The 24,112-nt window shown below is 68.0% G+C and carries 29 protein-coding genes and 1 pseudogene; 18 read left to right on the top strand and 12 right to left on the bottom strand.

The window, feature by feature from the left end; all coding sequences use genetic code 11:
• Positions 1–34: 34 nt before the first annotated feature.
• Together RS85_RS02435 and RS85_RS02430 are read right to left on the bottom strand one after the other, a co-directional pair.
• On the bottom strand, positions 35–1,813 hold the full coding sequence (locus RS85_RS02435) for a class I mannose-6-phosphate isomerase (protein ID WP_046011833.1): 1,779 nt from the start codon (positions 1,811–1,813) through the stop codon (positions 35–37).
• A 111-nt stretch (positions 1,814–1,924) separates the two neighbouring features.
• Positions 1,925–2,941 carry a LacI family DNA-binding transcriptional regulator gene (locus RS85_RS02430; protein ID WP_046011832.1) on the bottom strand — a complete coding sequence of 339 codons (1,017 nt, stop codon included), beginning with the start codon at positions 2,939–2,941 and terminating at the stop codon, positions 1,925–1,927.
• Between the two features lie 211 nt (positions 2,942–3,152).
• Between RS85_RS02430 and RS85_RS02425 the strand changes: the two genes are divergently transcribed.
• Genes RS85_RS02425 through RS85_RS02405 form a run of 5 tightly spaced genes read left to right on the top strand, consistent with a single transcriptional unit; the run spans position 3,153 to position 10,310 of the window.
• Complete coding sequence (locus RS85_RS02425) at positions 3,153–4,397, top strand: ABC transporter substrate-binding protein (RefSeq protein WP_046011831.1); 1,245 nt, start codon at positions 3,153–3,155, stop codon at positions 4,395–4,397.
• Positions 4,394–5,323 carry a carbohydrate ABC transporter permease gene (locus tag RS85_RS02420; RefSeq protein ID WP_235282307.1) on the top strand — a complete coding sequence of 310 codons (930 nt, stop codon included), beginning with the start codon at positions 4,394–4,396 and terminating at the stop codon, positions 5,321–5,323. Before RS85_RS02425 ends, RS85_RS02420 begins: the two co-directional genes overlap by 4 nt.
• Complete coding sequence (locus RS85_RS02415) at positions 5,320–6,141, top strand: carbohydrate ABC transporter permease (RefSeq protein ID WP_235282306.1); 822 nt, start codon at positions 5,320–5,322, stop codon at positions 6,139–6,141. The genes RS85_RS02420 and RS85_RS02415 overlap by 4 nt, the downstream gene beginning before the upstream one ends.
• 33 nt (positions 6,142–6,174) lie before the next feature.
• Positions 6,175–7,200, top strand: coding sequence for an ROK family protein (locus tag RS85_RS02410; RefSeq protein ID WP_152642316.1), 1,026 nt, complete (start codon positions 6,175–6,177; stop codon positions 7,198–7,200).
• Positions 7,197–10,310 carry a glycoside hydrolase family 38 C-terminal domain-containing protein gene (locus RS85_RS02405; RefSeq protein WP_052703303.1) on the top strand — a complete coding sequence of 1,038 codons (3,114 nt, stop codon included), beginning with the start codon at positions 7,197–7,199 and terminating at the stop codon, positions 10,308–10,310. Before RS85_RS02410 ends, RS85_RS02405 begins: the two co-directional genes overlap by 4 nt.
• Positions 10,311–10,495: 185 nt before the next feature.
• Here the strand turns inward: RS85_RS02405 and RS85_RS02400 are convergent, their stop codons facing one another.
• On the bottom strand, positions 10,496–11,758 hold the full coding sequence (locus tag RS85_RS02400; RefSeq protein WP_152642315.1) for a serine/threonine-protein kinase: 1,263 nt from the start codon (positions 11,756–11,758) through the stop codon (positions 10,496–10,498).
• A 321-nt stretch (positions 11,759–12,079) separates the two neighbouring features.
• On the opposite strand from RS85_RS02400, the gene RS85_RS02395 reads away from it, so the two are divergent.
• The 5 genes from RS85_RS02395 (at position 12,080) to RS85_RS02375 (ending at position 15,146) form a co-directional block, all read left to right on the top strand.
• The gene (locus RS85_RS02395) at positions 12,080–12,307 is read left to right on the top strand and encodes a hypothetical protein (RefSeq protein WP_046011829.1); all 228 of its coding nucleotides are present in this window, start codon (positions 12,080–12,082) and stop codon (positions 12,305–12,307) included.
• Between the two features lie 84 nt (positions 12,308–12,391).
• Positions 12,392–13,456: a phosphogluconate dehydrogenase (NAD(+)-dependent, decarboxylating) gene (gene gnd / locus RS85_RS02390; RefSeq protein ID WP_046011828.1), complete on the top strand. Its 1,065-nt coding sequence runs from the start codon at positions 12,392–12,394 to the stop codon at positions 13,454–13,456.
• 11 nt (positions 13,457–13,467) lie between these two features.
• Positions 13,468–14,223 (top strand): 3-keto-5-aminohexanoate cleavage protein, encoded by a 756-nt coding sequence (locus RS85_RS02385; protein WP_046011827.1) that lies wholly within the window; start codon positions 13,468–13,470, stop codon positions 14,221–14,223.
• Positions 14,220–14,459: a hypothetical protein gene (locus RS85_RS02380; RefSeq protein ID WP_046011826.1), complete on the top strand. Its 240-nt coding sequence runs from the start codon at positions 14,220–14,222 to the stop codon at positions 14,457–14,459. The genes RS85_RS02385 and RS85_RS02380 overlap by 4 nt, the downstream gene beginning before the upstream one ends.
• 42 nt (positions 14,460–14,501) lie before the next feature.
• Positions 14,502–15,146, top strand: a complete 645-nt coding sequence (locus RS85_RS02375) for a hypothetical protein (protein WP_046011825.1) — start codon at positions 14,502–14,504, stop codon at positions 15,144–15,146.
• A 140-nt stretch (positions 15,147–15,286) separates the two neighbouring features.
• Here RS85_RS02375 and RS85_RS02370 read toward each other — a convergent pair whose 3' ends face one another.
• From RS85_RS02370 to RS85_RS02360, 3 genes are all read right to left on the bottom strand, one after another.
• A complete protein-coding gene (locus tag RS85_RS02370) occupies positions 15,287–15,673 on the bottom strand; it encodes a VOC family protein (RefSeq protein WP_046011824.1) in 387 nt (128 codons plus the stop codon).
• Between the two features lie 131 nt (positions 15,674–15,804).
• Positions 15,805–16,230 (bottom strand): GNAT family N-acetyltransferase, encoded by a 426-nt coding sequence (locus RS85_RS02365; RefSeq protein WP_046011823.1) that lies wholly within the window; start codon positions 16,228–16,230, stop codon positions 15,805–15,807.
• Positions 16,231–16,253: 23 nt separating this feature from the next.
• Positions 16,254–17,255 (bottom strand): SDR family NAD(P)-dependent oxidoreductase, encoded by a 1,002-nt coding sequence (locus RS85_RS02360; RefSeq protein ID WP_046011822.1) that lies wholly within the window; start codon positions 17,253–17,255, stop codon positions 16,254–16,256.
• 91 nt (positions 17,256–17,346) lie between these two features.
• Between RS85_RS02360 and RS85_RS02355 the strand changes: the two genes are divergently transcribed.
• Together RS85_RS02355 and RS85_RS02350 are read left to right on the top strand one after the other, a co-directional pair.
• Positions 17,347–17,916 (top strand): TetR/AcrR family transcriptional regulator, encoded by a 570-nt coding sequence (locus RS85_RS02355; protein ID WP_235282305.1) that lies wholly within the window; start codon positions 17,347–17,349, stop codon positions 17,914–17,916.
• A 218-nt stretch (positions 17,917–18,134) separates the two neighbouring features.
• A complete protein-coding gene (locus RS85_RS02350) occupies positions 18,135–18,533 on the top strand; it encodes a hypothetical protein (RefSeq protein ID WP_046011821.1) in 399 nt (132 codons plus the stop codon).
• Between the two features lie 21 nt (positions 18,534–18,554).
• On the opposite strand, the gene RS85_RS02345 is transcribed toward RS85_RS02350, so the two are convergent.
• On the bottom strand, positions 18,555–18,782 hold the full coding sequence (locus RS85_RS02345; protein WP_200894776.1) for a DUF2283 domain-containing protein: 228 nt from the start codon (positions 18,780–18,782) through the stop codon (positions 18,555–18,557).
• A gap of 157 nt (positions 18,783–18,939) precedes the next feature.
• On the opposite strand from RS85_RS02345, the gene RS85_RS02340 reads away from it, so the two are divergent.
• On the top strand, positions 18,940–19,422 hold the full coding sequence (locus tag RS85_RS02340) for a hypothetical protein (RefSeq protein ID WP_046011820.1): 483 nt from the start codon (positions 18,940–18,942) through the stop codon (positions 19,420–19,422).
• 37 nt (positions 19,423–19,459) lie between these two features.
• Positions 19,460–19,750 (top strand): hypothetical protein, encoded by a 291-nt coding sequence (locus RS85_RS02335; protein ID WP_046011819.1) that lies wholly within the window; start codon positions 19,460–19,462, stop codon positions 19,748–19,750.
• Here the strand turns inward: RS85_RS02335 and RS85_RS02330 are convergent.
• Entirely contained in the window at positions 19,747–20,040 is a 294-nt protein-coding gene (locus RS85_RS02330) for a hypothetical protein (protein WP_046011818.1), read from the bottom strand. The two genes, RS85_RS02335 and RS85_RS02330, sit on opposite strands and share 4 nt — an antisense overlap.
• A gap of 178 nt (positions 20,041–20,218) precedes the next feature.
• Here RS85_RS02330 and RS85_RS02325 point away from each other — a divergent pair, with 178 nt between their 5' ends.
• A complete protein-coding gene (locus RS85_RS02325; protein ID WP_046011817.1) occupies positions 20,219–20,722 on the top strand; it encodes a 2'-5' RNA ligase family protein in 504 nt (167 codons plus the stop codon).
• 98 nt (positions 20,723–20,820) lie between these two features.
• Positions 20,821–21,156, top strand: coding sequence for a hypothetical protein (locus tag RS85_RS02320; protein WP_046011816.1), 336 nt, complete (start codon positions 20,821–20,823; stop codon positions 21,154–21,156).
• 19 nt (positions 21,157–21,175) lie between these two features.
• Here the strand turns inward: RS85_RS02320 and RS85_RS02315 are convergent, their stop codons facing one another.
• The 4 genes from RS85_RS02315 to RS85_RS18885 all read right to left on the bottom strand — a co-directional run bounded on the left by RS85_RS02315 (position 21,176) and on the right by RS85_RS18885 (position 23,175).
• Positions 21,176–21,586: a hypothetical protein gene (locus RS85_RS02315; protein ID WP_046011815.1), complete on the bottom strand. Its 411-nt coding sequence runs from the start codon at positions 21,584–21,586 to the stop codon at positions 21,176–21,178.
• A gap of 152 nt (positions 21,587–21,738) precedes the next feature.
• Positions 21,739–21,888 carry a hypothetical protein gene (locus tag RS85_RS19665; RefSeq protein WP_160298607.1) on the bottom strand — a complete coding sequence of 50 codons (150 nt, stop codon included), beginning with the start codon at positions 21,886–21,888 and terminating at the stop codon, positions 21,739–21,741.
• Positions 21,889–21,952: 64 nt separating this feature from the next.
• The gene (locus tag RS85_RS02310) at positions 21,953–22,291 is read right to left on the bottom strand and encodes a hypothetical protein (protein WP_046011814.1); all 339 of its coding nucleotides are present in this window, start codon (positions 22,289–22,291) and stop codon (positions 21,953–21,955) included.
• Positions 22,288–23,175 carry a hypothetical protein gene (locus RS85_RS18885; RefSeq protein WP_152642314.1) on the bottom strand — a complete coding sequence of 296 codons (888 nt, stop codon included), beginning with the start codon at positions 23,173–23,175 and terminating at the stop codon, positions 22,288–22,290. Before RS85_RS18885 ends, RS85_RS02310 begins: the two co-directional genes overlap by 4 nt.
• 182 nt (positions 23,176–23,357) lie before the next feature.
• Between RS85_RS18885 and RS85_RS19660 the strand changes: the two genes are divergently transcribed.
• Both RS85_RS19660 and RS85_RS19940 read left to right on the top strand, forming a co-directional pair.
• Complete coding sequence (locus RS85_RS19660) at positions 23,358–23,525, top strand: hypothetical protein (protein WP_160298606.1); 168 nt, start codon at positions 23,358–23,360, stop codon at positions 23,523–23,525.
• Positions 23,477–24,112: pseudogene (locus RS85_RS19940) on the top strand (aldo/keto reductase); the annotation flags it as partial. The gene RS85_RS19660 and the pseudogene RS85_RS19940, both read left to right, overlap by 49 nt.

Below are 24,112 nucleotides of genomic sequence, written 5' to 3'. Positions count from 1 at the left end.
GTCGGCATCCAGCCCACCCGAGACCGAGCCTGAGTCAGGTCGCGGTGTCGCGAACCGACGCCTTGACGGTGGCGTGTCGGATGCCGACGCCCGAACCGTGCGGGCGGATCGTGTAGGCCCCGACGGCGGCCGGCACGATGAAGGTCTCGGCGTAGTGCACCACGAAAGGCGCGAAATCGTCGGTCGGCGATTCGACGATGACCTCGCGTCCTTCGACGAGGTTCAGGACGTTGACCGTGCCCTGCGTGTCGTGCGGCACGGTGCCGTCGAACCAGTGCCGGCGCACCTCGATGAACTCCAGTTCGTGAAGGCCGGTACGCTCCTCGCGCCATCCGTCTCCCGCCGACACCGGCTCGACCTGGTCGACGAGGTTGGCGGTCGTCCACTCGGTGTCACGGTCCCACTGGATGTTGGCCAACGCGTGATCGAGGTGGATCGGGCGCGGGGCGCCGTCGAGGCCGACCCGGTCCCAGTCCCACATCTTGAAGGTGAAGATGTACGGCGTCGCCGAGATCTCGAGCACCATCGAGTTGCGCCCCGAGCAGTGCACCGTGCCGGCGGGGATCGCGAAGTGGTCGTGCTTCTTCGCTGGGAACGTGTTCACGTAGTCCTCCGCAGGGAAGGAGATCTCTCCGGCCTGAGCCCGTGAGAGGTCGTCGGTGAGTCGCTGCCGGTCCACTCCCGTCTTCAGTCCGAGGTAGACGACCGCGTCGTCACCGGCATCCAGCAGGTAGTAGCTCTCATCCTGTGTATAGGCCATCCCGAATCGGTCCTGGATGTAGTCGGTGAGCGGATGCACCTGCAGCGAGAGGTTCCCGCCGTCCATCGTGTCGAGCAGGTCGAAGCGGATCGGGAATTCCGCGCCGAACCGCGCGAACGTGCGTTCGCCGAGAAGCTCGCGCGGATGCCGGAAGACCAGGTCGGTCGCGGGGATCTGGAAGGTCGAAACTCCGTCCGAGAGCAGCAGGCTGTTCTCCTCGGGCACGCCGTCGAACGACCAGGCGTAATTCGGCTCGGAGTCGTCGAGTCCGCAGACCTGCTTCATCCACTGCCCGCCCCAGACGCCGGGGTCGAAGTAGGGGACGACGCGGAACGGCCGCGTCAGCGCGGAGGCGAGCGCCCCGCGGAAAGCGTCGCCGGTGATCAGCGCCGGATCGGACGCGTCGTTGAGGTCGAGCACGAAGTCGGCGGCGTCGAAGAGCGGTCGCTTGTGCCGGTCGGCGGCGCGCCACTCGAGGAAGTAGCCGCGCTTGATCTTGCGCAGTGGGTCTTCCTCGTGATTCCCGGCGTGCCAGTTCGGCATCCCCCGCCGGTATCGGAGCTGGATCTCCCACCGGGCCATCTCCCCGAGGACGGTGATGTCGGGTTCCGCGATCGTGGCGGCGCCCCAACCCACGAGGATCATTCCGCTCGCGCGCTCGCGCACCTCGGCTCGCAGTGCCTCGATGCCCTCGGGGGCGTAGAAGGACTCGATCGTCGCGTGCGACATCACACCGAAGACCCGATCGTCCGTGAGGTTCGCCCGGAAGTTCTCGGCGAGCTGCGGGGCCGAAAGCGCTGCACGCTCGACATCGATGACCTCGTACTCGGGGAACGCCGCGCCCAGCTGGGTCAGGAGCGTGGCCACGTCGGCTCCCGGGTAGGCGTCGACGGCGATCAGCGGACGGATGCCCAGGGCGGCCGCAGCGTGAAGCAGCGGGCGCCAAGCCTCGCCTCCCCGGCGGATCTGCTCTCCCGCGGGAAGGTCGATCGCGGGCGAGCGATCGTAGGCAGACGTCGCCGTCGCGCTGTCGCGCTCGTGGGGGTGGTGCATCGCTGCAGCCTTTCTCGATGAAGCTCCGCGCCGTGCCTCACTTCGGAGGCACCGCGCTGATATCGTTACCAATTTACACAACGAGCGCCGAATGTCCACCTGCCGATGCGCTCAGGGCCGGAAGTGCGTGGGCAGTTCGATCGTCTGCGCGACGCTGTCGACCGTCGAGTGCAGGCGCGCCATCACCATGCGCGCCGCGGTGCGACCGAGTTCTCGAGGGTCGTGCTCGATCACCGAGAGCGCGAACGGAACGAGGCTCGAGAGTTCGAAGTCATCGAAGGCGACGATCCGCAGCGACTCGGCGAGGTCGCGGCGCTCGGAGAGGGCGCGCAATGCGCCCACGGTGTTCCGGTTGTTCGCGCTGAAGATCGCGGTCGGCGGCTCGTCGAGCGCGAGGAGCTCGAGCGTCACGTCGTGGGCGGTCGCATCGTCATTCTGACCCGCGCGCAGCAGGATCGGGTCGAACGCGACTCCGGCCTCGGCATGCGCCCGCTCGAACCCCTGCTGACGGCGGCGGCTGGTGAACACGGACGAGCGGTTCCCGAGGAAGGCGATGCGTCGGTGCCCCTCGGCGAGCAGGTGCGCGGTGCCGTCTCGTGCGCCGCCCTCGTCATCGACGAGCACGACGTCGGCATCGACGCCGTCGACCTGCCGCGAGGCGAGGGCGAGGGGGATGCCGACCGCCGTGGCAGCGCGCAGGTGCGCGACGTCTCCGCCGGCGGGGACCACGATCAAGCCGTCGACCTTGCGTCCGATGAAGTCGTTGACGAGGGCGCGTTCACGGTGGACGTCCTCGCCGCTGTTGCCGACGAGCAGCCGCATGCCGTCAGAGGAGACGATCTCCTCCACCCCGAGCTGCACCTGGGCGTAGTACGGGTTCGCGACGTTGGTGATGATGACGCCGAGCAGTCCGGTGCGCTGGCCGGGACGGATGCTGCGCGCGTTCTCGTTCCGGCGATATCCGAGTGCTGCGGCGGCGTCGAGGACAGCCTGGATCTTCTGGGGTCGCACGTTGGGTCCGCCGTTGAGCACGCGTGACACCGTCATGGGTGAGACGCCCGCAGCGGCCGCCACGTCCTGCACGGTGGGTGCGGCGGCACCGCGGTGAGGAGCGAGGTGGTCGGGCATGCCGTCATGGTATCCGCACCCGTGGTGAGCGGCGGCTTTCTCGGGGCGAGCGCGTCTTCGCGCCGCCGGAAGACGACGCGACGGCGGCGGACGACTTCCTTGCCCTCTGCTCCGGCCTCGTGTTACAGTCCGATTCTGATAACGATACCAAGACGGCGCTCTCACCTCGTGATCCGGTCTTGGCCCTCGTACCGAACAAAGGAGTTCCGCCGTGAAGTTCCCTCGTAAAGCAGCCGCAGTCACGGCTGCACTGGCGATCGTGGCATCCGCCGCGGGCTGCGCCGGCTCGTCCTCCGCCTCCTCCGGCGACCTGAATTTCGTCACCGACAAGAGCTGGGACTTCGAGAAGTTCTCCGCCGTCGGCGAGGAGGACATCGACATTGCGCTGGATCCGAAGTACTACGCCGACCAGAATGCGTTCCAGGCGTTCATCAAGCAGTCCTTCCGCTCGAACAAGGCACCGGGCCTCTTCACCTGGCACACCGGTTCGCCGCTGGAGGAGCTCGTCGCCGAAGGTCTCGTGGTAGAGACGACCGACATCTGGGAGAAGGCGATCGCCGACGGCGACGTGAGCGAGTCGGTCAAGGATCTCTACACGATCGACGGCGCCCAGTACTGCACGCCGATCAGCGTCGACGACTGGGTCATGTACTACGACAAGCGCACGTTCTCCGAGCTCGGCCTCGAGGTGCCGACCACGTGGGACGAGATGATGGCGGTCTCCGACACCCTGGTAGATGCGGGCATCGCCCCGTTCTGGAACTCGGGCGGCAACCCCTGGGCATTCGTCTGGTTCCAGATCCTCGTGGCGGGCACAGACGTCGAACTCTACGAGGACCTCGTGAGCGGCGAGGCGAAGTTCACCGACCCCGAGGTCGTCGACGTCATGAACGTCTGGCTCGACATGAAGGAGAAGGGATACTTCTCCGACCCCGGTTCCAAGACTCCGGCCGAGACGCAGATCAAGGACCAGGAGATCGCGATGGTCCCCTTCGGCACCTGGTACTCCAGCACCCTCGACACGGTCGGCCTCGAGAGCGGGAAGGACTGGGGCGTGTTCCCGATCCCGAACGTGAACGCCGACCAGGAGGTCGTCCCGGTCGCGATCGAGACCGCTCCGATCTGCGTGCCCGAGAAGTCGGCGCAGCGAGACCTCGGCCTGAAGTACTCCGAGTGGTGGATGGGAACCAATGCGCAGACGGCATGGTCGGAGCAGCAGGGCAACCTGCCGTTCAACCCCAAGGCGACCGCCGCGACCGAGGAGTTCCAGAAGATCGGCGAGGAGTACACCGACCCGAAGTACACGTTCTACCTGCGCTACTACGAGGCGGCGCCTGCTCCGATCCTCACGGCGTCGCTCGACGAGTTCACCGGATTCATGACGAATCCCGGTGATCCGATGCCGTACCTCGAGGGCATCCAGCGGGCGGCTGACGAGTACTGGAGCGAGCATTGAGCCGGACCCCGGTCCGCTCCGCGCGCCAGCGCGACGCCTGGGCCTTCATGGGCCCGGGCGTCGCGGTGGTCGTCGTCGCGCTGTACATCCCGGTGCTCTACACCGTCTACCTCAGCTTCACCGAGTACGACGGTCTGGGGGATCCGACGTGGATCGGACTCGACAACTACGTCGAGATGTTCCAGGATCCGGCGATCGCTCTCTCGATCCTCAACACGCTGGCGTGGGTGCTCGGTACGCTCCTCGTGCCCGTCGGGCTCGGGCTGCTCGTCGCGTACCTCGCCTACGGGCTCCCCGGGGCGGCGTGGCTGCGGGTGCCGTTCCTCATCCCATATGCGCTGTCGGGCGTCGCGGTCGGCGTGATCTTCTCGTTCGTGCTGCAGAACGGCGGCGCGCTGTCGCAGGCACTCGCGTTCCTGAACCTGCCCGGTTCCGAGCTGCGCTGGCTGCAGGATGCTCCGCTCAACACGATCGTGATGATCCTGGCCGCCTCCTGGCAAGGGGTGGGCGTGAACGCGCTGCTGTTCACCGTCGGGCTGCAGTCGATACCGAAGGAGCCGCTCGAGGCGGCGAAGGTCGACGGTGCCGGCGGCTTCCGTCTGTTCGCCTCCATGGTCTGGCCGCTGCTGCGTCCGACCACCACCATCGTCGTCGGGCTGTCGATCGTGAACAGCCTGAAGACGTTCGACATCGTGCAGTCGATGACCCAGGGCGGACCGAACCGCGTGTCCGAGACCCTGGGCGTGACGATGTACCGCGAGACGTTCCTCAACAACGAGTACGGGATGGGGTCGGCCGTCGCCATCTTCCTCACCGTCATCACCGTCGCGGCATCCGTCATCTACCTGCGCCGCCAGCTCTCCCTCGGAGACGCGGCGCCGAAGATCGATGCCGCACCGAAGACGAAGGGAGCGCGCCGCGCATGATCTCCAAGATCCTCCGCTACGGCATCCTCGGCCTGATGGGCATCCTCTGGCTGCTTCCCATCTACCTGCTGCTCGCGAACGCGAGCAAGCTGACGTCCGAGTACTCCGGCTCACGCCTGTGGGAACCGGGCAACTTCCCCGCCCTCGTGCAGAACATCGTCGACGTCTTCACGACGACGGACGTGCCGTCCGGGCTCTTCATCACGCTGATCTACGCGATCGTCGCGCCCGTCATCGCGGTGATCCTCGGCGCGGCGGTCGGCTATGCGGTCATCGCGCTCAAGCTGAAGCACGGGTTCTTCTGGTTCTTCGTGATCTTCTGCGGCACGGTCTTCCCGCTGCAGCTGATGGTGATCCCGCTGTTCGCCGCGTACTCGCAGGTCGGTCTCTTCGACACGGCCGTCGGCATGATCCTGATCTATTCGGTGGTCTGCCTGCCGTTCTCGGCGTTCGTGATGCGCAACTTCTTCGCGGGTATCGCCGACTCGGTGTTCGAGGCGGCGGTGGTCGACGGCGCGAAGCCCTGGCGCATCTTCACGCAGATCTACCTGCCGATGTCGCGCAGCGCCCTGGTCGTCGTCTTCATCCTGCAGGCGACGTGGGTGTGGAACGACTTCCTGCTCGCGCTCATCCTCACCCAGAGCTCCGAGACCCGTCCGGTCATGCCGCTGCTGCAGGCCCTGCAGTCGGTGCAGGGCGGAGGATCAGCGTTCACGGTGCTGCTCACGGCCGCGCTGCTCGTCTCCATCCCGACGGCTCTGCTGTTCGGACTCACTCAGAAGTACTTCCAGCGCGGCCTCGCGCTCGGACAGTACTGATCCCCGCCCGATCGACATGCGAAGGTGCTCTCTGTGATCGACGAGACGCGCGGCCGCGCGGCGGACACCGTCGTGCGGGTGATCGAGGTGGGCGGCAGCCATGCCACGGCGGCATCCGTCCTCCTGCGCGACGCGAAAGGTGCGGGTGCGGATGTCGAGGCGGATGCCGGGGCCGGCGAAGTGACGGATGCCGAGACGGTGGCCCTCGACCCCTCGGCCCCCGCGGAAGCGTTGCTCGACGCGATCGCCGAGCCGGCGTCGCGGGTCGCCGCGCGGGCGCGTGCAGAAGGTTCGGCAAGGGCCGGCGCATGGGTCGTGGCGATGCCGGGGCCGTTCGACTACGCCACCGGGGTCGGGCGCTTCGACGCCGTGGGGAAGTTCGACGCCCTGCGCGACGTGTCGGTCCGAGACGGGCTGGCCCTGCGTCTCGGCATCGAGGCCGACGGCATCCGCTTCGTCAACGACGCCGCCGCCTACGGGATCGGCGAGTGGGCCTACGGCTCGGCGACGCGCGCCGATCGTCAGGTCTGCATCACGCTGGGCACGGGTGTCGGGTCGAGCTTCCTCGATCACGGACGCGTCGTCGACGAAGGGCCGGAGGTGCCCCCGCGCGGATGGGCGTATCTGCTCGAGTTCGACGGCCTCCCTCTCGAGGACACGGTGTCGACACGAGCGATCACCCGCGCCTTCACTCGACGCACCGGCCGCGTGTCGACGGTGAAGGAGATCGCCGCAGCGGCCACCGCCGGCGACATCGACGCGGCGGCGGTGCTCGATCATGCGATGGCCGCACTGGGCGAGACGCTCTCTCCGTGGCTGAAGTCGTTCTCCGCGACGCGTCTGACCATCGGCGGATCGATGGTCCGCTCCTGGCCCGTCCTCGTGGACGCCCTGACCGCCGGCATCGACCGCGGTTCCGGCGGTTCCCGACCCGCCGCTCTCGACGTCGTCCCCTCGACCCTGCTCGCCGACGCACCAGTGCTCGGCGCGGCCCACTGGCTGCTGTCGCACGAACCATCCCCCGATTCCCCCGACTCACCGAGGAGCGAAAACCGATGAAACCCTCCCTGATCTCCGCCAGCCCGTGGACCGGCGAAGAGGCACGCGCCGGACTGATCGATCGCGCCACCGCCGCGGTCGGCCGCATCGGTGGTCACACGGTGCGGGTGATCCCGGAACCGCTGCAGCGCCAGGTCGACGGGCAGAACGCGCGCAGCGTCCGCGTGGCCGTCGACGGGCCTCGCGAGGCGGATGCCGGCGCGCTGGACGTCGTGCTCGTGGATGCGCAGGGCGCGACCGTGAACGTCGGCCGGGCGGACGCACCGGCGGGGTCGGTGCGCGTGCTGGTGCCGGCATCCGATACGCCCACGACGGTCCGGGTGCGCATCCCTGAGCTCGGCGACGAGGTCGTCGAGGCTGAGCTCGACGTCGTGCGGCCGTGGAGCGTGCACGTCGTGCACCACTCCCACTTCGACTTCGGATACACCGATCCGCAGGCCGCCGTGATCGCGAACCAGAGGTCGTACCTCGACTCGGCGGTCGACCTCATCCATCAGACCGCGGACTGGCCGGAGGCCTCGCGGTTCCGCTGGAACGCCGAGGCGCTCTGGGCGTTCGGCGACTGGGAGAGCACGCGCACCCGCGGCGAGGTCGACGAGCTCGTGAAGCTCGTGAAGGAGGGGTCGATCGGCCTGAGCGCGATGCCGTACAACCTGCACACCGACACCTGCTCCACCGATGAACTGCACGAACTGCTCGCGTCGGCCCGCCGCATCCGCGACGAGTACGGCATCGACTTCGCGAGCGCCATGCAGACCGATGTGCCCGGCCAGGTCGCGGGCCTCCCCGACGCGCTGTCGGATCTCGGCGTGCGGTACCTCGCCGTCGCACACAACTGGGCTGGTCGCTCCGAGCCGCACAGGAACGGCGCACTCGACATGCCGAGGATGTTCCGCTGGAAGTCGCCGGCGGGCAAGTCGGTGCTCGTCTGGATGACCGACAGCCCACACGGCCTGGCCTACATCGAGGGGCCGATGGTCGGGTTCACCGAGTCGTTCGAGACGCTCGAGACGCTCTTCCCTGCCTATCTCACCGCACTGTCGACGCGTGGGTACCCGTTCCCTCCCGGCGTCTTCGGCGCGCACGGCGAGGAGGACCCGGGTCGCCAGCCGTACCCGTGGGATGTGCTGCACGTGCGCACCCAGGGCTTCATGGGTGACAACGGTCCCGCGCGCCTGCACCTCTCCGAGCAGGTGCGGCAGTGGAACGAGACCTGGGACTTCCCGAAACTGCGGGTGTCGCGCAACGAGGACTTCTTCGCCGAAGCGGAAGAGCGCGTCGGCGACGAGTTGCAGACGTTCGAGGGCGACTGGGGCGACTGGTGGGTCGAGGGCGTCGGGTCCGGCGCCGTTCCGCTCGCCCTCGCTCGGGAGGCGCAGGTATCGGCTCCCGTCGCGCGGTCAGTCTCCCAGCTGTCGCGCTGGAGCGGCGGCGAGGCAGTGACCTCCGAGGGCGTGGACGCGCAGGCCGCCTACGACGCGATCTCGATGTTCAACGAGCACACCTGGGGTGCGAGCAACTCGTGGACGCACGGCGACGAGGGCTACGACTCGGGGGAGCGGCAGTGGCAGTGGAAGGTCGGCCACGCGATCGCCGCGCATCAGCGCACGGCGGACGCCACCGAGCGCGCTCTGCACCACCTCGCTCAGGCCGTCGCGCCCGCGGAGTCGGCGCTCGCCGGCTACGTCGTGGTCAACGTCGCGGGTCACTCGCGGTCGTCGGTCGCTCGGGTGCTGGTGAAGGAGTCGCAGGTGCCGCTCGAGGCCGACTTCCGGGTGATCGACACCCGCACGGGAAACACCGTGCCGCACGCCATAGAAGCACAGGGCAACTCCCTGCACCGCGAGTCCGGTCGGTGGATCACGTTCCCGGTGGCGGGTGCTCCTGAGGTCGGGTGGGTGCGGTTCGACATCGTCGCGGCCGATGCGCCCGCAGAGCCCGCGCGGCGGCATCCGCTTCAGAGCGCCCCTCGCGAGCAGCTGCTGGTCCTCGAGAACGAGCACCTGCGCGTCGAGGTCGATGACCGCCGCTCCGTCATCCGCTCGCTCGTCGAGAAGTCGACCGGACGCGACTGGGTGAACACGGAGTCGGTCGCCGGCTTCAACGGCTACATCTACGACACCTACGGCAGCTCCGGTGCGGGGGTGAACCACCTCGCCAACAAGCTGTCGGTGTCACCGCGGCTCGAGCTGCTGGCCTCGCGGACCGAAGCGCGTCCCTCGATCGTGATCGAGCGGGTCGATGACGCGGTCGAGCAGCGGCTGGTCTACGAGTACGCGGCCGATGGCGTGGACTCCGTTCAGGTGACGCTGCGTCTGCGGCACGGGGATCCGACGCTGCTGATCGAGAACCGCGTGTCGAAGCCGGTGACACGCGTGAAGGAGAGCGGGTATTTCGCATTCCCCTTCGCCGCCGACGAACCGTCGGTGCGGTTCGAGGTGTCCGGTGGGGTGACGGGAGACGGCATCGCGCACATCCCCGGTGCGCCGCAGCACATGCGCGCCATCCGCAATTGGGTGAGCGTCGTCGACGCGGCGGATGCTGTCGCCTGGGCCACGAAGGACGCACCGCTCGTGCAGACCGGCTCGATCGCGCTGCCCTACTCGCCCTTCCCGGCCAGTACCTCACCGCATGAGCCGGGGACCGTGTTCTCGTGGTTCCACAACAACGTGTGGGACACCAACTTCCCGATCGAGCAGGGTTTCACCGCCACGTTCTCTTACGCCGTCGGTGTGCGCGCGAACGCGGAAGAGAGCGCGGAGGCGCTCGCGGTGCGCACGGCCTCGGCGGTCGCGCGCCCGCTGCTGTCGATTCCGGCGGCCGGTCGGGGGACTCCCGTCTCGGAGGCCTCCTTCGTGCGGATGGACGACGATCGGGTGGCCCTGATCGGAATAGGCGCGACCGACGAGGAGGGCTGGACGCGCCTGCGCCTGCAGTCGTTCGCCGACGAGGCGGTGCCGCTGCGTATCCAGGTCGAGGGAGCGGATGCTGCGCGCCGCACGACCCTGCTGGGCGATGTGCTCGGCGACGTGGCGGTCGATGGTGCCGCCATCCGTCTCGATCTCGCGCCGTTCGAGACGGCGGGCGTGGAGGTGCGTGTGACGCACTAGCCGTCTGAAGGTGGTTGCTCGTCGGTGCGCATGGCGGGCTCGGGCCGAGATCTCGGGCCGAGTGTGTTCACAATTCCGTCAAGAACTTCGGCAGTCGGCCCGAGGTGACCGAATGGGGGCCTCCGGCGCAGATTCTGACTGAATTGTGAACAGCGACGTCGACGCAACCGCCGCGGCTCACGTGCCTACTTCGGCGGTTTGCCGGTGTCTTCGGGCTTTCCGGTGCCGCCGTCGGGACGGTTCGACGTCTGAGCCTTGTCGCTGTTGCCGTTGCTGGTCTGCACCGGAATTAGCGGGTCCGGCTGGGGCCCATCGGTGACGGTGGCGGCCGGCTCGACCGACGTCGCGGGTGCTTCCGCGCGCACGAGGGTCTCGGCGACCGTTCTGCCCGCGTCGATCCCGGCATCCGCAGACGACGCGAGGTCGGTGACGAATGCCGCGGCGATCAGCGCCAGCGCCGCCGCCCCGCCGAACAACGCCACGCGCTTAGAGCGCGGCGTGCGCACCGGCGGGAGTACCGCCGTCGCGGCCGTCGGAGAGCTCACGGCCTCGGTGGACCTGCGCGGAGGGGGCACGGAGTCCAGCACCGTGAGTCCGCCGGCCGACCGCTGCAGCTGCTTCGCGACGCGCGCCACCTCCGGTGCCGTCGGACGCTCAGCGGGCTCCAGTCGCGTCATCCGCTCGAGCAGATCGCGCCAGTCCGCCGGAACGGGTGCCGGAATCGTCGGGGGCGCCATCAGGCGGGAGATGGCCGCGCTCTTGCCCGTGCCGAGCGAGGGGTAGCCGGGCTCTCCGCTGAGTGCCTCCACCAGCACGAGGCCGAGGGAGAAGATGTCGGCGGCCGTGCCGGGGTCGGCATCCCGCAGCTGCTCCGGAGCGATGTAGGCGAGCGTCCCGAGCACGATTCCCGGAGAGGTCATCCGGTCGCCGTCGAGCGAGCAGGCGATGCCGAAATCGGCGAGCTTGGCCGTGCGCGGGACGCGGGCGTCGCCGCGCGGTCGCGCCAGCAGCAGGTTCGACGGCTTGATGTCGCGGTGCACGATTCCGGCGGCGTGCACGGCGGCGAGGCCGTCGGCCAGATCATGGGCGATGCGGGCGAGGTCCCGCGCGGGGATCGGGCCTTGGGCCATGCGGTCGGCCATCGTCGGCCCGTCGACGTACTCCATCACGAGGTACTGCGGGCGGCCGGGCTCCAGCTGCGCATCGAACAGCGCGACGAGGGAGGGATGGTTGAGCGAGGCCAGCAGGGCCTTCTCGGTGTGAGCCCGGTCGGCGGATGCCATGGCCCGGTGGTCGTCGGCGTGGATCATCTTGATCGCGACAGTCCGCCCGAGATGAGTGTCCTCCGCGCGGTACACGGTCGCCATGCCGCCTTTGCCGACGCGGTCCTCCAGCAGGTACCGTCCGTCGAGCAGCGCCGACGTCGGGGAGACGACTTCCAGTGTCATCGTGACCACCGGAGCGTCGCGGTCGGGGTGAGGCCATTCGGGTCGGGCATCATCCGAAGCTAACCGCGCAGCAGTGTGCCGTCTGCGGGCTTGACGCCCTGAGAAAACCGTGGTTCGGGCTGCGGGCGCGGCGATGGCCCGTGCACAACTCAGTCAGAATTTCCCGACTCGGGCGCCGAAAAGGCTTTCAGAGCCGATCGGCGCAAACTCTGGAGGAGTTGTGCACGGCAGCACGCCCGGCCCCACGCGCTCGCACTGTCAAGGGGCTCCAACAGATCCGCGCTCTGACCTAGAACAGAAGCAGGCAGAGAGGATCACGCAATGGCTGCAGGCGACATCGAGACGTTCCACCGCAACGGCATCTGGTTCAACCGCATCGTCGGCGAATCCCGCACGATCGGTGACGGGTTCGACAACGAGGAGGATGCCGTCAGGGCCGGTCGCGGCGCGGCCGTCGCGCGACAGGTCGAGCACACCGTCCGCACCGAGGAGGGGCCCTCGGCAGACGCTCCGGGCCAGCAGCCCCACCCGCGCGACCTGATCTGGTGAGTGGCGCGTCACCGGGGAGGCGTAGCATCACCCCCAGGTGCGCGCGCGATGCGCATGATCGAGAACATATCCGGAGGAGACGCAATGCAGCTGGCGATGGTCGGACTCGGACGAATGGGTGCGAACATCGTTCGCAGGTTGATGCGGGCGGGTCACGAGTGCGTCGTCTTCGACGTGAATCCGGATGCCGTGCAGGCGCTGGTCGCCGAAGGAGCGGTCGGGGCCGACAGCATCCCCGACATGGTCTCGAAGATGCAGGCCCCGCGGTCCGTCTGGATGATGGTGCCCGCCTCCCTCACCGGCGGCGTCGCCGACGAGGTGGCAGCGGCCCTCGAGCCCGGTGACGCCCTGATCGACGGTGGCAACTCGAACTACCGCGACGACGTGCGCCGCGCGGCCGCGTTCCGCGAGCGCGGCATCGACTACCTCGATGTCGGCACGAGCGGCGGCGTCTTCGGCCTGGAGCGCGGCTACTGCCTGATGGTCGGAGGGCCGGATGCCGCGGTGCAGCGCCTCGAGCCGATCTTCCGCACGGTCGCTCCGGGCGTCGGCGAGGTCGAGCGTACCCCTGGTCGCACCGGCGACCTCGCGCCCGAGGAGCAGGGCTTCCTGCATTGCGGTCCGTCGGGGGCCGGCCACTTCGTGAAGATGGTGCACAACGGCATCGAGTACGGGATCATGGCGGCGCTCGCCGAAGGCCTCAACCTGCTCGAGAACGCGGATGCCGGCATCCGCGAGGCGCAGCACTCGGCCGAGATCGCGCCGCTCGAGGAGCCGGAGTTCTACCAGTTCCCGATCGACACGGCCAAGGTCTCCGAACTCTGGCGCCGCGGATCGGTCATCTCGTCGTGGCTGCTCGACCTCACGGCCACCGCGCTGAACGAGAACCCGACGCTCGAGGGTCTGACGGGCCGGGTCTCGGATTCGGGCGAGGGCCGCTGGACTGTGAAGGCGGCGGTCGACGTGGGCGTTCCGGTGCCGGTGCTCGCGGCATCCCTGTTCGAGCGCTTCGCGTCACGCGACGAGGACAAGTTCGCCAACCAGGTGCTGTCGGCGATGCGGCTGCAGTTCGGTGGGCACAAGGAACTTCCGGCCGGCGACGTGCTCGAGGCGGGAAGCCGCCGGGCAGAGTCCGGCCCCGGCAGCTGAGCGGAGCTCGGATGCTGTTGCAGGTGTGCGTCAACGGCGCACGAGATATCGCCGAACATCCGTGGCTCGTTGCCGATCCGTTCGTCGTGGCCGAGGACGCGGCCCGGTCTGTGACCGCCGGTGCGCAGGCGATCCATGTGCACCCGAAGGATGCTGCGGGCGACGACAGCCTCGACGGCGACGATGTCGCGCGGTGGCTGCGCGAGATCAGGTCGGCGTGCCCGGACGTGCCGGTGGGAGTGACGACCGGTGCATGGACCGAGCCCGATGTCGAGCGCCGTCTCGCGGCGATCGCGGGGTGGACCGAGCTCCCGGACTTCGCGTCGGTGAACTGGCACGAGGCGGGTGCGGATCGGGTGGCCGAGCTGCTGCTCAGCCGCGGCGTCGGGGTCGAGGCCGGGATCTGGGATGCCAGTGGCCTCGAGGCCTGGCGGGTCTCTCCGGTGCGCGGCGACTGCCTCCGGGTACTGATCGAGCTGCCCGACGAAGCTGCCGAGGTCGTGCGCGACCACGCCGAGGGGCTCATCGCGCACGTGCGGCTCGAGGAGCCCGGCATCCCGATCCTGCTGCACGGCGAGGAGCGCTCGGCCTGGCCGGCGTTCGACCTCGCGGTCGAGCTGGGGCACGACTCGCGGATCGGCCTGGAAGATGTGCTGACGCTGCCCGACGGGCGTCGGGCTCCGACGAACGCCGCGATGGTGCGCGAGGCGGTCGGGCGGATGCGGGCTGTCGCGGGTGATGCCGCAAGGAGAGCCCCCGCTCGTTGAGCGACGCTTCGACTCGCTTCGCTCGCTCAGCGCGGATCTCCGCGAGACGTGACGCGCTCGCGGGGCAGCGGGAGCCGAAGGATGTGCAGGCGGCGTTCCCGGCGCTGACCCGTGCCATGCCGCAGACCCGCACGTGGGTGGCGCCCGGGATGCGGCACATCTGGAGCATCCAGGACCCGGTGCTGTTCACCCGGAGGATCGTCGACTTCGTGGATCGGGACGTCGTTCCGGGATGACGATTCGCTCGCCGTTCACCTCAGGCGCTTAGCGTCGAGCGCATGCGCCACCGACTGATTCCCGTGTACGCCGTGGTCGCCGGGGTGCTGATGGCGACGTTCCAGCTGCTGCGCCCGTGGGGCGATGTGACGGAAGAACCGGATGCCGTGGCAGAGGCCTTCGCCGACCCCAGGTGGGTGATCGCGCACCTTGCCGGGGCCGCGGCATTCGTGGTGCTCGCTCTGCTGGCGGATGCTGTCGTCACCGCAGGTCTTCGCGAGCAGTCGGTGCGACGCCGGTCTCCGGTCGCGCGGATTGCCCGCTACGGCACGGCGGTCGGAGCTGTGCTGATTCTCCCGTACTACGGGGCTGAGACGTTCGCGCTGCACGAGATCGGTCGTGCAGCGCTCGCCGGATCGCCGGTCGATGTGCTGGCTCTGAGCGGCAGCATCCGCGGGAATGTCGTGGCGGCAACGCTGTTCGGAGTCGGGCTGCTGCTCGTCGCCGCGGGGATGGTCTGCCTCGCGGTCGTCGCGGGGCGGGCGGGCGCTGCGGTGTGGGGAGCGTGGCCGCTCGGGGTGCTGGCGGCGCTCGCGCTTCCGCAGTTCGTGCTGCCGCCGATCGGACGCATGGCGTACGGGGTGGCGTTCCTGCTCGCGGCAGTGGTGTTCGCGACAGCCTGGTCGCGGAGGCGTGTGCCCCAGTGAGCCAGCAGGGTGGATCAAAAGTGCATCTCCCGTGCGGGTCTGCGATGCATTTCTGATCCATCCTGTGACAGAGTCTTGCCTCACACCTCGAGACGTTGGCGCTGGATGCCGAACCGGCGAGGGTCCTCGGGCCGCTGTGATCAGCGTGCCGGGATGCGCTGCCAGCCCGGCCAGTGCGGACGGTCGACGATGCAGAAGCGGTTGCCCTCGGGGTCTCCCAGGATGATGTAGTCCGCGTCGTCGGGCCGTCCGTCCCACTGCACCTCGCGGGCGCCCAGCTCGGTGAGCCGGTGGACCTCGGCGGCCTGGTCCTCGGCGTAGATGTCGAGGTGGATGCGCGGCGGCAGCACGCGTTCGGAGTGGTGCGCGTCGAGCGCGATGCAAGGCGCGTCCGCGTAACGTGGCTTGAGCACGACCCAGTCGTCTTCCGGGGCATCGCGCTCGATGTAGTCGAGGGCGGCCTTCCAGAACTCGGTTTGCGCGGTGAGATCGTTCACTCGGATGACGATCGAGACGATGGCGAGCATGTCGCGATGCTACGAAGGGCCCGCGCGTCGAGCCACCCCCTTGCGCCGCGCCCGTCGACCTCAGCGTGGATCAGAAATGCCTCTCCCCAGTGCCGAGGAGAAGCATTTCTGATCCAGTATCCGACCTGGAGCTACAGCGTGAGCCGGTACGAGGCCGATTCCCGCAGCTGGAACCCTTCCGACTTGTAGAGCTCGTTCGCGGCGACACGCGACGGACGTGAGGTGAGATCGATGCTCCGTGCACCGCGGGTGCGCGCAGCTGCGACGGCCGCCCGGGTCAATGCCCGCCCGACACCGTGACCGCGTGCAGCCTCATCGACGACCACATCTTCGATCCGCGATCGCAAACCCGAGGGTGTTCGATAGAAGATCAGCGAGAGGGTGCCGACCGCAGCCTCGTCCACATGTGCCAGGAACAAGGTGGTGTCCGCGGCGACGATCTCGTTAAGGTCGCCGATCCTCAACGGCTTCGCCGTCGATGAGAGCTGCGGCAGTAGCCGATTCAACGCGGTGAGAACTGCTTCGTCTGCGGTGAGAACCTCGGTGATCCGAACCATGCGGTTCAGACTAGGCCAGCGGTCTACTGCACAGACCAACCACCATCACTCGCGAGAATCGCCCCGGTGATGTTCACCGCGTCGTCCGACAGCAGGAAGGTGATCGACGCGGCCAGGTGCTCGGCCGTCGCGACGGTCGGGATCGCCTGCTGGAAGGGAGCGAGCCGGCCCGATCCGTACTCCGACATGTTCGGGGGCATCGGGATGCCGGTGGCCACGCCGCCCGGAGCGACCGAGTTCACGCGAATGCCCTTCGGCCCGTACATGAACGCCGCCGACTTCGTGACGCCGATGATGCCGTGCTTGCTGGCCGTGTAGGCGTTGCCCGAGGCGTTTCCGCGCAGACCCGCTTCGCTCGAGACGTTGAGGATCGCCCCGCGACCGGCCGCTTCCATCAGAGGCAGCACCGCGCGCATGAGCTTGAACGGCGCGGTGAGGTTGATCGCGATGACGCGGTCCCACACGGCATCCGTCGTCTCGCCCGCGGGGGAGAAGTCGTCGTTGATGCCGGCGACGTTCGCGAGGGCGTCGATGCGGTCGCCGGCGGCGGCGAGGACGGCGTCGATCGCGTCCTGCTTCGTGAGGTCTCCCGGAACCGTGACGATGTCGGCATCCGGCAGTTCCGCCTTCAGGGCGTCGAGCTTCTCGGCGGCGATGTCGCTGGCGATCACGCGTCCGCCTTCGCGGGCGATGCGGGATGCCGTGGCCTTGCCGATTCCGGATGCTGCGCCGGTCACGATCACCGTCTTGCCGGCGAAGCGTCCGGTGGTGGGCTTCTCGGTCCAGCCTGCGGACTCGTCGTCCGCCGGGATCTCGCCGCCGTTGGCCGCGCGCACGAGGTCGTCGACGACGGACTGCGGCATGGCGCCCTGGCTCATGGCGACGAGCTGCTGCAGCGGCAGGCCGAGAACAGGGGTGAGCAGCGAGGGGTCGGCGCCCGTCTTCTCGAAGAGGCTGCGGATGAGCGGGCCGCCGGTCGGGTCGTTCATCCAGTCGCCGATGGTGGAGTGTGCGGTGAGGGCCATGCTCGTTCTCCTTGTTCGAGTTTCGCAACGCGCCTATTTCGCAACGGTGCGTCTACTTATGATTCAGTGTACGCCTGAGTACGCTCGGATGGTGCCCCGTCCTCGCAGCGAGAAAGCCCGTCAGTCCGTGCTGGACGCGATGCGCGCCGCGCTGTCGAGCCACGCGTACGAGGCTGTGACGATCGAGGGCCTCGCCGCCGAGGCGGAGGTCTCGAAGCAGACGATCTATCGGTGGTGGCCGTCGAAGGCTGCGATCCTCGGTGAGGCGCTGCTCGAGGGCGGGCTGCCCGGGGCGGATGTCGCCGTACCGTTCACGCCGGATCTCGCCGCCGACCTGCGGGCCTGGTTCTCGGCGATGAGCGCGTCGCTGGCGGATGCCGACGGCGTCGCGATCGCGCGGGCGCTGATCGTGATCACGGCATCCGATCCCGAGCTCGGGCTCGCTCTGAATGAGAAGCTCGCGGCGCCGATCCGCGAGTGGGTCGGGTCGCGGGTGGCGCTTGCTGTGTCGGCGGGGGATGTTCGGGAAGACGCGGATGCTGCCGCTATCGCGGACCAGTTCGTCGCGATGGCGAGCTACGCCGCGCTGCTCGGGCGTCCGCTGAGCGACGAGCGGGTCGACGCGACGGTGAGCGTGCTGCTGCGGGGGATCTCGGCCTGACCCGGCCGCCGCTCCGGTCGTTGAGCGACGAGCGAAGCGAGGAGACGAAACGTCTCACAGTGCCGCGGGGGGTGGTGCGTCACCAGAATATCCCCGATGTCCTCATATGTGTGCTTTCATCTTCCGAAAGGAGACGAGTCGAACGGAGGACGATCATGCCCGATACCCCACACCCCCGGTCGTGGTTCCGGACGATCCTCCAGCCCGGAGTCACTCGGATGACGACCTGCATCGTGCTGGTCGGTTTCGCCGCGCTCATGATCGCGGGCGCATCGATGCCCGAGCACCGATGGTGGTTCCACGCGCCCGCCGTGCTCGGGATTGTCACCTGGTACCTCCTCATGATGGCGAGGTACGAGGATTCCGTCCCTGAGAAAGTCTCATGGTTCGGAACGCTGACGCGTCCAGTGAGCCACTTCATCGGGACCACGACAATCAATGCGTTGAGCGTGATGGGCTGGGCGATCTCGACTCATCGCCCGGACTGGCAGCCGGCGATCGTAATCATCACCTTGGTCCCGATGCTCACCTGGTTCACGTTCATGTCGTACGTCCATCGGCGAGAGGAATTCGCGCGCGCTGCGCGAATGCCGAATCTCGAATCAGGCGGTTGGTGAGCCGCCGACTGCGTGCGGAAGTCAGACAGTCTCGGCGCGCTCGATATCTTCGGATCGTAGCAGCGAGGAGGCCCCGAGGAGCTCGATGCCGATGACGTGCCCCTGGGCGTCGAAGTCGAGGATGATCTCGCCTTCGCCCCGCGGGGAACGGATGCCGTGCACCTGAGTGGCGGCCTCTCCCGGAGCGACGGCGCGTCCGATCGCGATGTAGGCCGCGTCCACCTCGGGGTCGTAGCGGATGTTCATCATGGCCCTCCAGATTCCCCAGCGCCGACCTGAGTGAAGGTGACGGCGGGCTTGGTCTTGTCGTCGATCCTCGATGCTATTGGCAACGGGAGCCACGCTGCTGGCAGCTCAATACCCTCGAACGCTTGCATCCGACGCTCCCACCCGGTTCGCTGGAGTGATGAGCGAGAGTGAAGAACTGCGCGAGAAGATGGACCGGCTCGTCGGCACCTGGCGGTCCGCGGGGCGCTTCATCGGTGGGGACTACGTCGGCCAGGACTGGTCGGGCCACGACATCTACGAGTGGTTCCCCGGCGAACGGCAGATGGTGCACCGCGTCGATGTGGAGATCTTCGGCGGTCGGAACGAAGCCCTCGAGCTCTTCACTCCGCGTGAGGGGTCGGCGACCGAGTTCGACCAGACGTCGTTCAACGCCGACGGCACGGTCGAGCACGCGCTCGGCAGTTTCGATGACAAGGGCCGCTATCGCAACGATGGCGAGGGGATCCGCGCCACGGTGACGTTCCATGGGCCGGAAGAGATGCGCGCCCACTGGGAGATGCGCCAGCCGGACGGCACCTGGATCGACTGGATGCTGGTCGCTTTCACCCGCGTCGGCGACCCGCACATCGAGATCCGGTCGAAAGACGACCACACGTCCTAGCATCCTGCCGTCGAAACGTCAGGGCTAGGCTCGTCGGATGAGTGAGCCCGACATCGGACCCGTCCCGTCGCTGATCCAGCAGCGGATCGCTTTCGCCCGTCGGCGGTCGTTCGCGCTCTACACCCTCATCTCCTCGACCGTGATCGCGATCGCGTGGTTCCTGATCCTCATCATCGACGGCAACGACTTCCTGCGGTGGCTCGGTGCCCTGGTCTTCGCGTTCAGCGCGATCTACGGGATCATCGAGTTCCGACGTGTGCGACGGGACATCCTCGCGTTCGAAAAGCAACACGGTGCGGGTGCGGGAGCGCAGAAGCCGGTCCGCTAGCCTCGGCGGACGGCTCGCTCGCTGTCGATCCCGAACTTCACGGTTCCGCCTGCCGTCTGCACCGGGAACAGATCCTCGTATGCCGGGATGCGCACGAGGATGATGCCGACACCGGTCGTCCCTGCGGTCGGCAGGTCGAGCTCGAGGAAGTGCGGGCGATCGCCGGCGGGCACCTGCTGCCCCGTCGCGGTGGTGGCATGGACCGGATAGGTGCCGGGGACGAGGTCGTGTCGGCTGCCGTCGTCGACGATGACGGTTACCCCTGCGGGGATCGTCACGGTGGCGCTCACTGTGCGATCCTCGCAGGTTTCCCCTGGTCGTTGAGCGACGAGTGAAGCGAGGAGCGCCGTACTGAGCGAGCGGAGCGAGTCGAAGTGACGAAACGTCGCGACCGCCGTGTACCGTCCCGCCGCCCTCGCGGCGCGGGATAATCGGTGCGTGCGAGATCCAGAGCCGAAGCGACCCTTCATGTCGATCGAGTTGCTGCTCGATCCGGCGACGGAGGCGGCCGTCCGAGCCGAGTGGGACGCGCTCGCCGCACACGGGATGTCGAGCCTCGCCCATCACACGTCGGCGAGCAACCGTCCGCACGTGACCCTCCTCGTCCGCACCGACCTGGCCCATTTCGACGCGCACGCCCTCCTCGAGCGCTCGTCGTTCCCGGTCACGCTCAGTGCTCCTCTACTGTTCGGCGCAGGCGAGCGCCGCGTGCTGGCCCGCAGCATCGTGCCGAGCGCCGAACTCCTCGACACTCACTCAGCCGTGCACGCTGCTGCCGGACTCGGGGACGACGCCCCGCACACGGCTCCGGGCGAGTGGACCCCCCACGTCACCCTCGCCCGCCGGCTGCGCGTCGTCGATTTCGTCGCAGCGCTCGAGCTCGTAGGTGGCGAGATCCACGGACGCGCTGTGGGCCTGCGCCTGTGGAACCCGGAGACCGCGACCGTCACCGATCTGGCGACCTTCACCTGACGCGGAGGCGCAGACGCGTCGGCGGTCGTGATCGCTGGCGGGTCCGTCGGTGCCTCGCCGTAGGCTGACCACCTCGGCCGGAGGAAGGAAGAGCCGGTATGGGGAACCCCGGTCCGTCGCTGGCCGCGCACTACGATCTGCGGTCGCAGGAAAAGTCGATCATCGCCGCATCGAAGCACGGACCGCTGCAGTCGTTGACCGACCGGGAACTCGCGATCGCCGACCAACCCCTCACCGTGTATCCGTATCGACTGCAGCGTCGCGTACGGGCGTGGGTGCGGTTCGGTCCGGAATCGATCCGTGTGGATGCCGTCATCGTGCGATCCACACCGAAGGCGGCGGGCATCGAGTTCCGCGCCGGCGATCAGCGGTTCCGGTGCTGGGTGTGGGGCAATGCCGTGGAGCTTGTCGACGAGGCGGATGGGGCACGGTGAGGTACGGAAGAGCCTCGACTCAGAGTTCCCCGCGAACGGGCTGCGCCGCGTGATGGTGTACCCGGATGGCTGAGTTCAGGTAGAAGACAGCCGTGATCAGCGCCACCACGCTACCGGTGACAGCGAGTGTCGGACTCGGTGAAGCGAACGCTCCGAAGGATGCCGTGATGCCCTGGACGAGGAACAACACGCTGAGGAGAATTCCGCTGCCCCGTGAGCTGGTCATCTTCCACCAGGGGCGTGGGGCGTCCGATTCACCCGCGCCACGGAATGTTCGTGCTGCCACCGCGACAGCCGCTACGAGAGCTATGACCGCCCACGCGAACCCGAGTTCGAAGCTGATGGCGGCGAGCGGAATTGCGGTGAGCGTGATCCCGACGGCGACGATAAGGAGATACCCGACTTTGGTGGACGGCGTCCTGATGCGCATGTTGTTCCTCCTGTCTACGGTGCGGCTGTGTACATCGTGTAGCTGCAGTAGTTGAAACCACAGCTGTAATAGGTCACCTTGAGCCGCCACTTGTTCCAAGCCCAACGAAGGGCACCCGACAGTTCGGGCGCCCTTCGTGGCGGATCGGCCGGTCAGCGGTCTGCATCGGAGCGGTTTCGACCGGACGCACGACGCCAGAGTCGGATGATCGCCTTGATCAGCACAACTGCAGCGATAGCCGCCGCCGCGGCGACGGCGACCCAGGCGAGAAGTGCGACGATGTCGAGTCCGTTTCCGAACATGATGATCCTTCCGTTGTGCTGTGGGTCGCGGCCTCCTGGAAAAGGCTCGCTACCTCTCAGTCATTCACGCCGGGATGTTCCTGTCAGCCGGTGGTCCGGGGCGTCGAAGCACGAAGAAGGACAGGAGCGACGCCAGGATGATCATCAAGGCACCTGCCATCGCCCAGGACCCGGTGACGGTGACCGCGTTCGTTCCCGCCACGTCCTGGAAGCCCTCGAATGTGGCTACGAGCGGAACGACGAGCGTGCTGGCCGTTGCAAACGCGGTCGCTGCGAGCAGCATTCCCGCGGTGGCGACGACCCCGATAGCGATCCCCAGGGAACAGGCGATGATGAAGAGGCGCCCGGCGATCTCGCTGGAGTGTCCCGAGACGCTGGCATCGAGGGCGCGGGGTTGGCTCATCGCACGCACCTGGCTGTGAAACCGTTCCTGGTGGACAGCTCGGGGTACATCCCCTTCGCCTGGCAGGTGTTCCACCAGCTGACCACGAGCCATGAAGCGACCCCCAGCGCGAGGGCCGCAACCGCGACCAAGGCGAGGCCGGTGACAACGAACACGACCACGGGGAGCGGGTCCGCCACGATCGGGTAGGAAACGCTGCCCAGATCTTTGTGCTCCACCACCTGGGTGAGCGTGTTCCCTTCGACGGAGTAGTGCGTGGGCACGGCAACGCCGGACGCGTCCTGGGCCCAGGCCGGTTCGAACTCAACCTTCACGGTACCTTGTTCGTCCACGATCCGAGCGCCGCCGTCTGCGGTGGCCTCAAGCCGGTGGCCGGCCGGGATGGTCAGATCGTACGAGTAGCTCTCCGAAGCATCGCGGCCTTCGAGGACGGAGAGCAGTTGGACACCGCCTGCTATGGGGATGACGGCATTGCTGCTCGCGCCGTCGGAGGGGTAAACGGTCGTCCCGTCGCCGAGAAGCCGCCCGTTGTCTGCTGTTGCCGCTTGCGGGAGCGAGATACTCAGGTCGAAATCTCCCACGGACATCGAGACGCCCTCCGACGCTGTCGCCGGCACCTCAACCTGAAGCGTGGTCTCTGCGCTCGGCCCGGCCGGGACCGCCACCGCATCTTTCACAAGCCCGCTGCTGACGCTGTCCAGAGCGACGGCGACTTCCTGCACGGTGACACCGTCGCCGGTCTCTTCGGCGTAGGCGGAGGGCCCCGCCCACAGGGCGCTTCCCGCGATGATCGTGGCCGCGACGGCGGCGCTCGCGACCGTGCGTCGACCGAAACGCGCGAACACGTTCGGGCTTGCAGTGGAATGACTGATGGGAGATGACATGCGATTCCTCTTTCCGGTTGCGGTGGGCCGCCACCGCGGCACCGATAGTGCGACGAGGGCTGCTGTTGGAACTTCTGTGTTCATGAATCCGCCCGAGTGTTCGAGAGTTGATGATCCATCTGGCTATGAAAGCCCACATATGAGGACACAAGCAATATATTCGGCTACGATCGGTCGGAAGCATGAGTCTCGTCGGGCGCGCGCTGGGCACCCCGCGCGACGAGGTCACAATCGCCACGGAGGCGCCGGCCGAGACGAATGACGACGGCACGGTCCACGGACGCAACGACAGCCGGAGTACATCCGGCGGGCGTGCGAACGGTCGCTGCGGCACCTCGGGACAGACGTGATCGACCTCCACTACCTGCGCCGCGTCGATCCGAATGTGCCGATCGAGGAGAGCGTCGGTGCGCTGGCCGACCTCGTGCGCGAGGGCAAGGTGCGGCACATCGGGCTGTCCGAGACGTCGGCTTCCAGGTTGCGGCGGGCGCACGTGGTGCATCCGATCGCGGCCGTGCAGTCGGAGTTCTCGCTCTTCGCACGCGACGTACTGCACAACGACGAGAAGGCGACGGCCGACGAGCCTGGCATCGGGTTGGTGCCGCTCTCTCCGTTCGGGCGCGGGACGGTGACCCCCGGTAGCCGTTTGCTGGACGAGCTGGCGCACGAGGATGCTTGACGCGGACGGCCGCGCCTCCAGCCCGAGGCCTTCGCGGCGAACCGCCGGCTGGTCGCGCGGGTCGAGGAGGTTGCTCGGGAGCGCGGGGCGACGGTGGCGCACGCGTGGGTGTTGTCGAAAGGTGTGGTGCCGATTCCGGGGGCGCGGAGGAGGGCACGGCTGGACGAGAACGCGGGGCGGCAGAGATCGAGTTTGAGCGAGGACGAGCGGATGCGGTTGGCGGATGCTGTGCCGGTGGGGGAGGTTGTGGGGTCAAGG

Source organism: Microbacterium sp. SA39, assembly GCF_000967865.1.
In the GTDB taxonomy this organism is placed as follows: domain Bacteria; phylum Actinomycetota; class Actinomycetes; order Actinomycetales; family Microbacteriaceae; genus Microbacterium.
The sequence above is the reverse complement of the archived record's forward strand: the minus strand, read 5'-3'. Positions and strand labels throughout refer to the sequence as shown.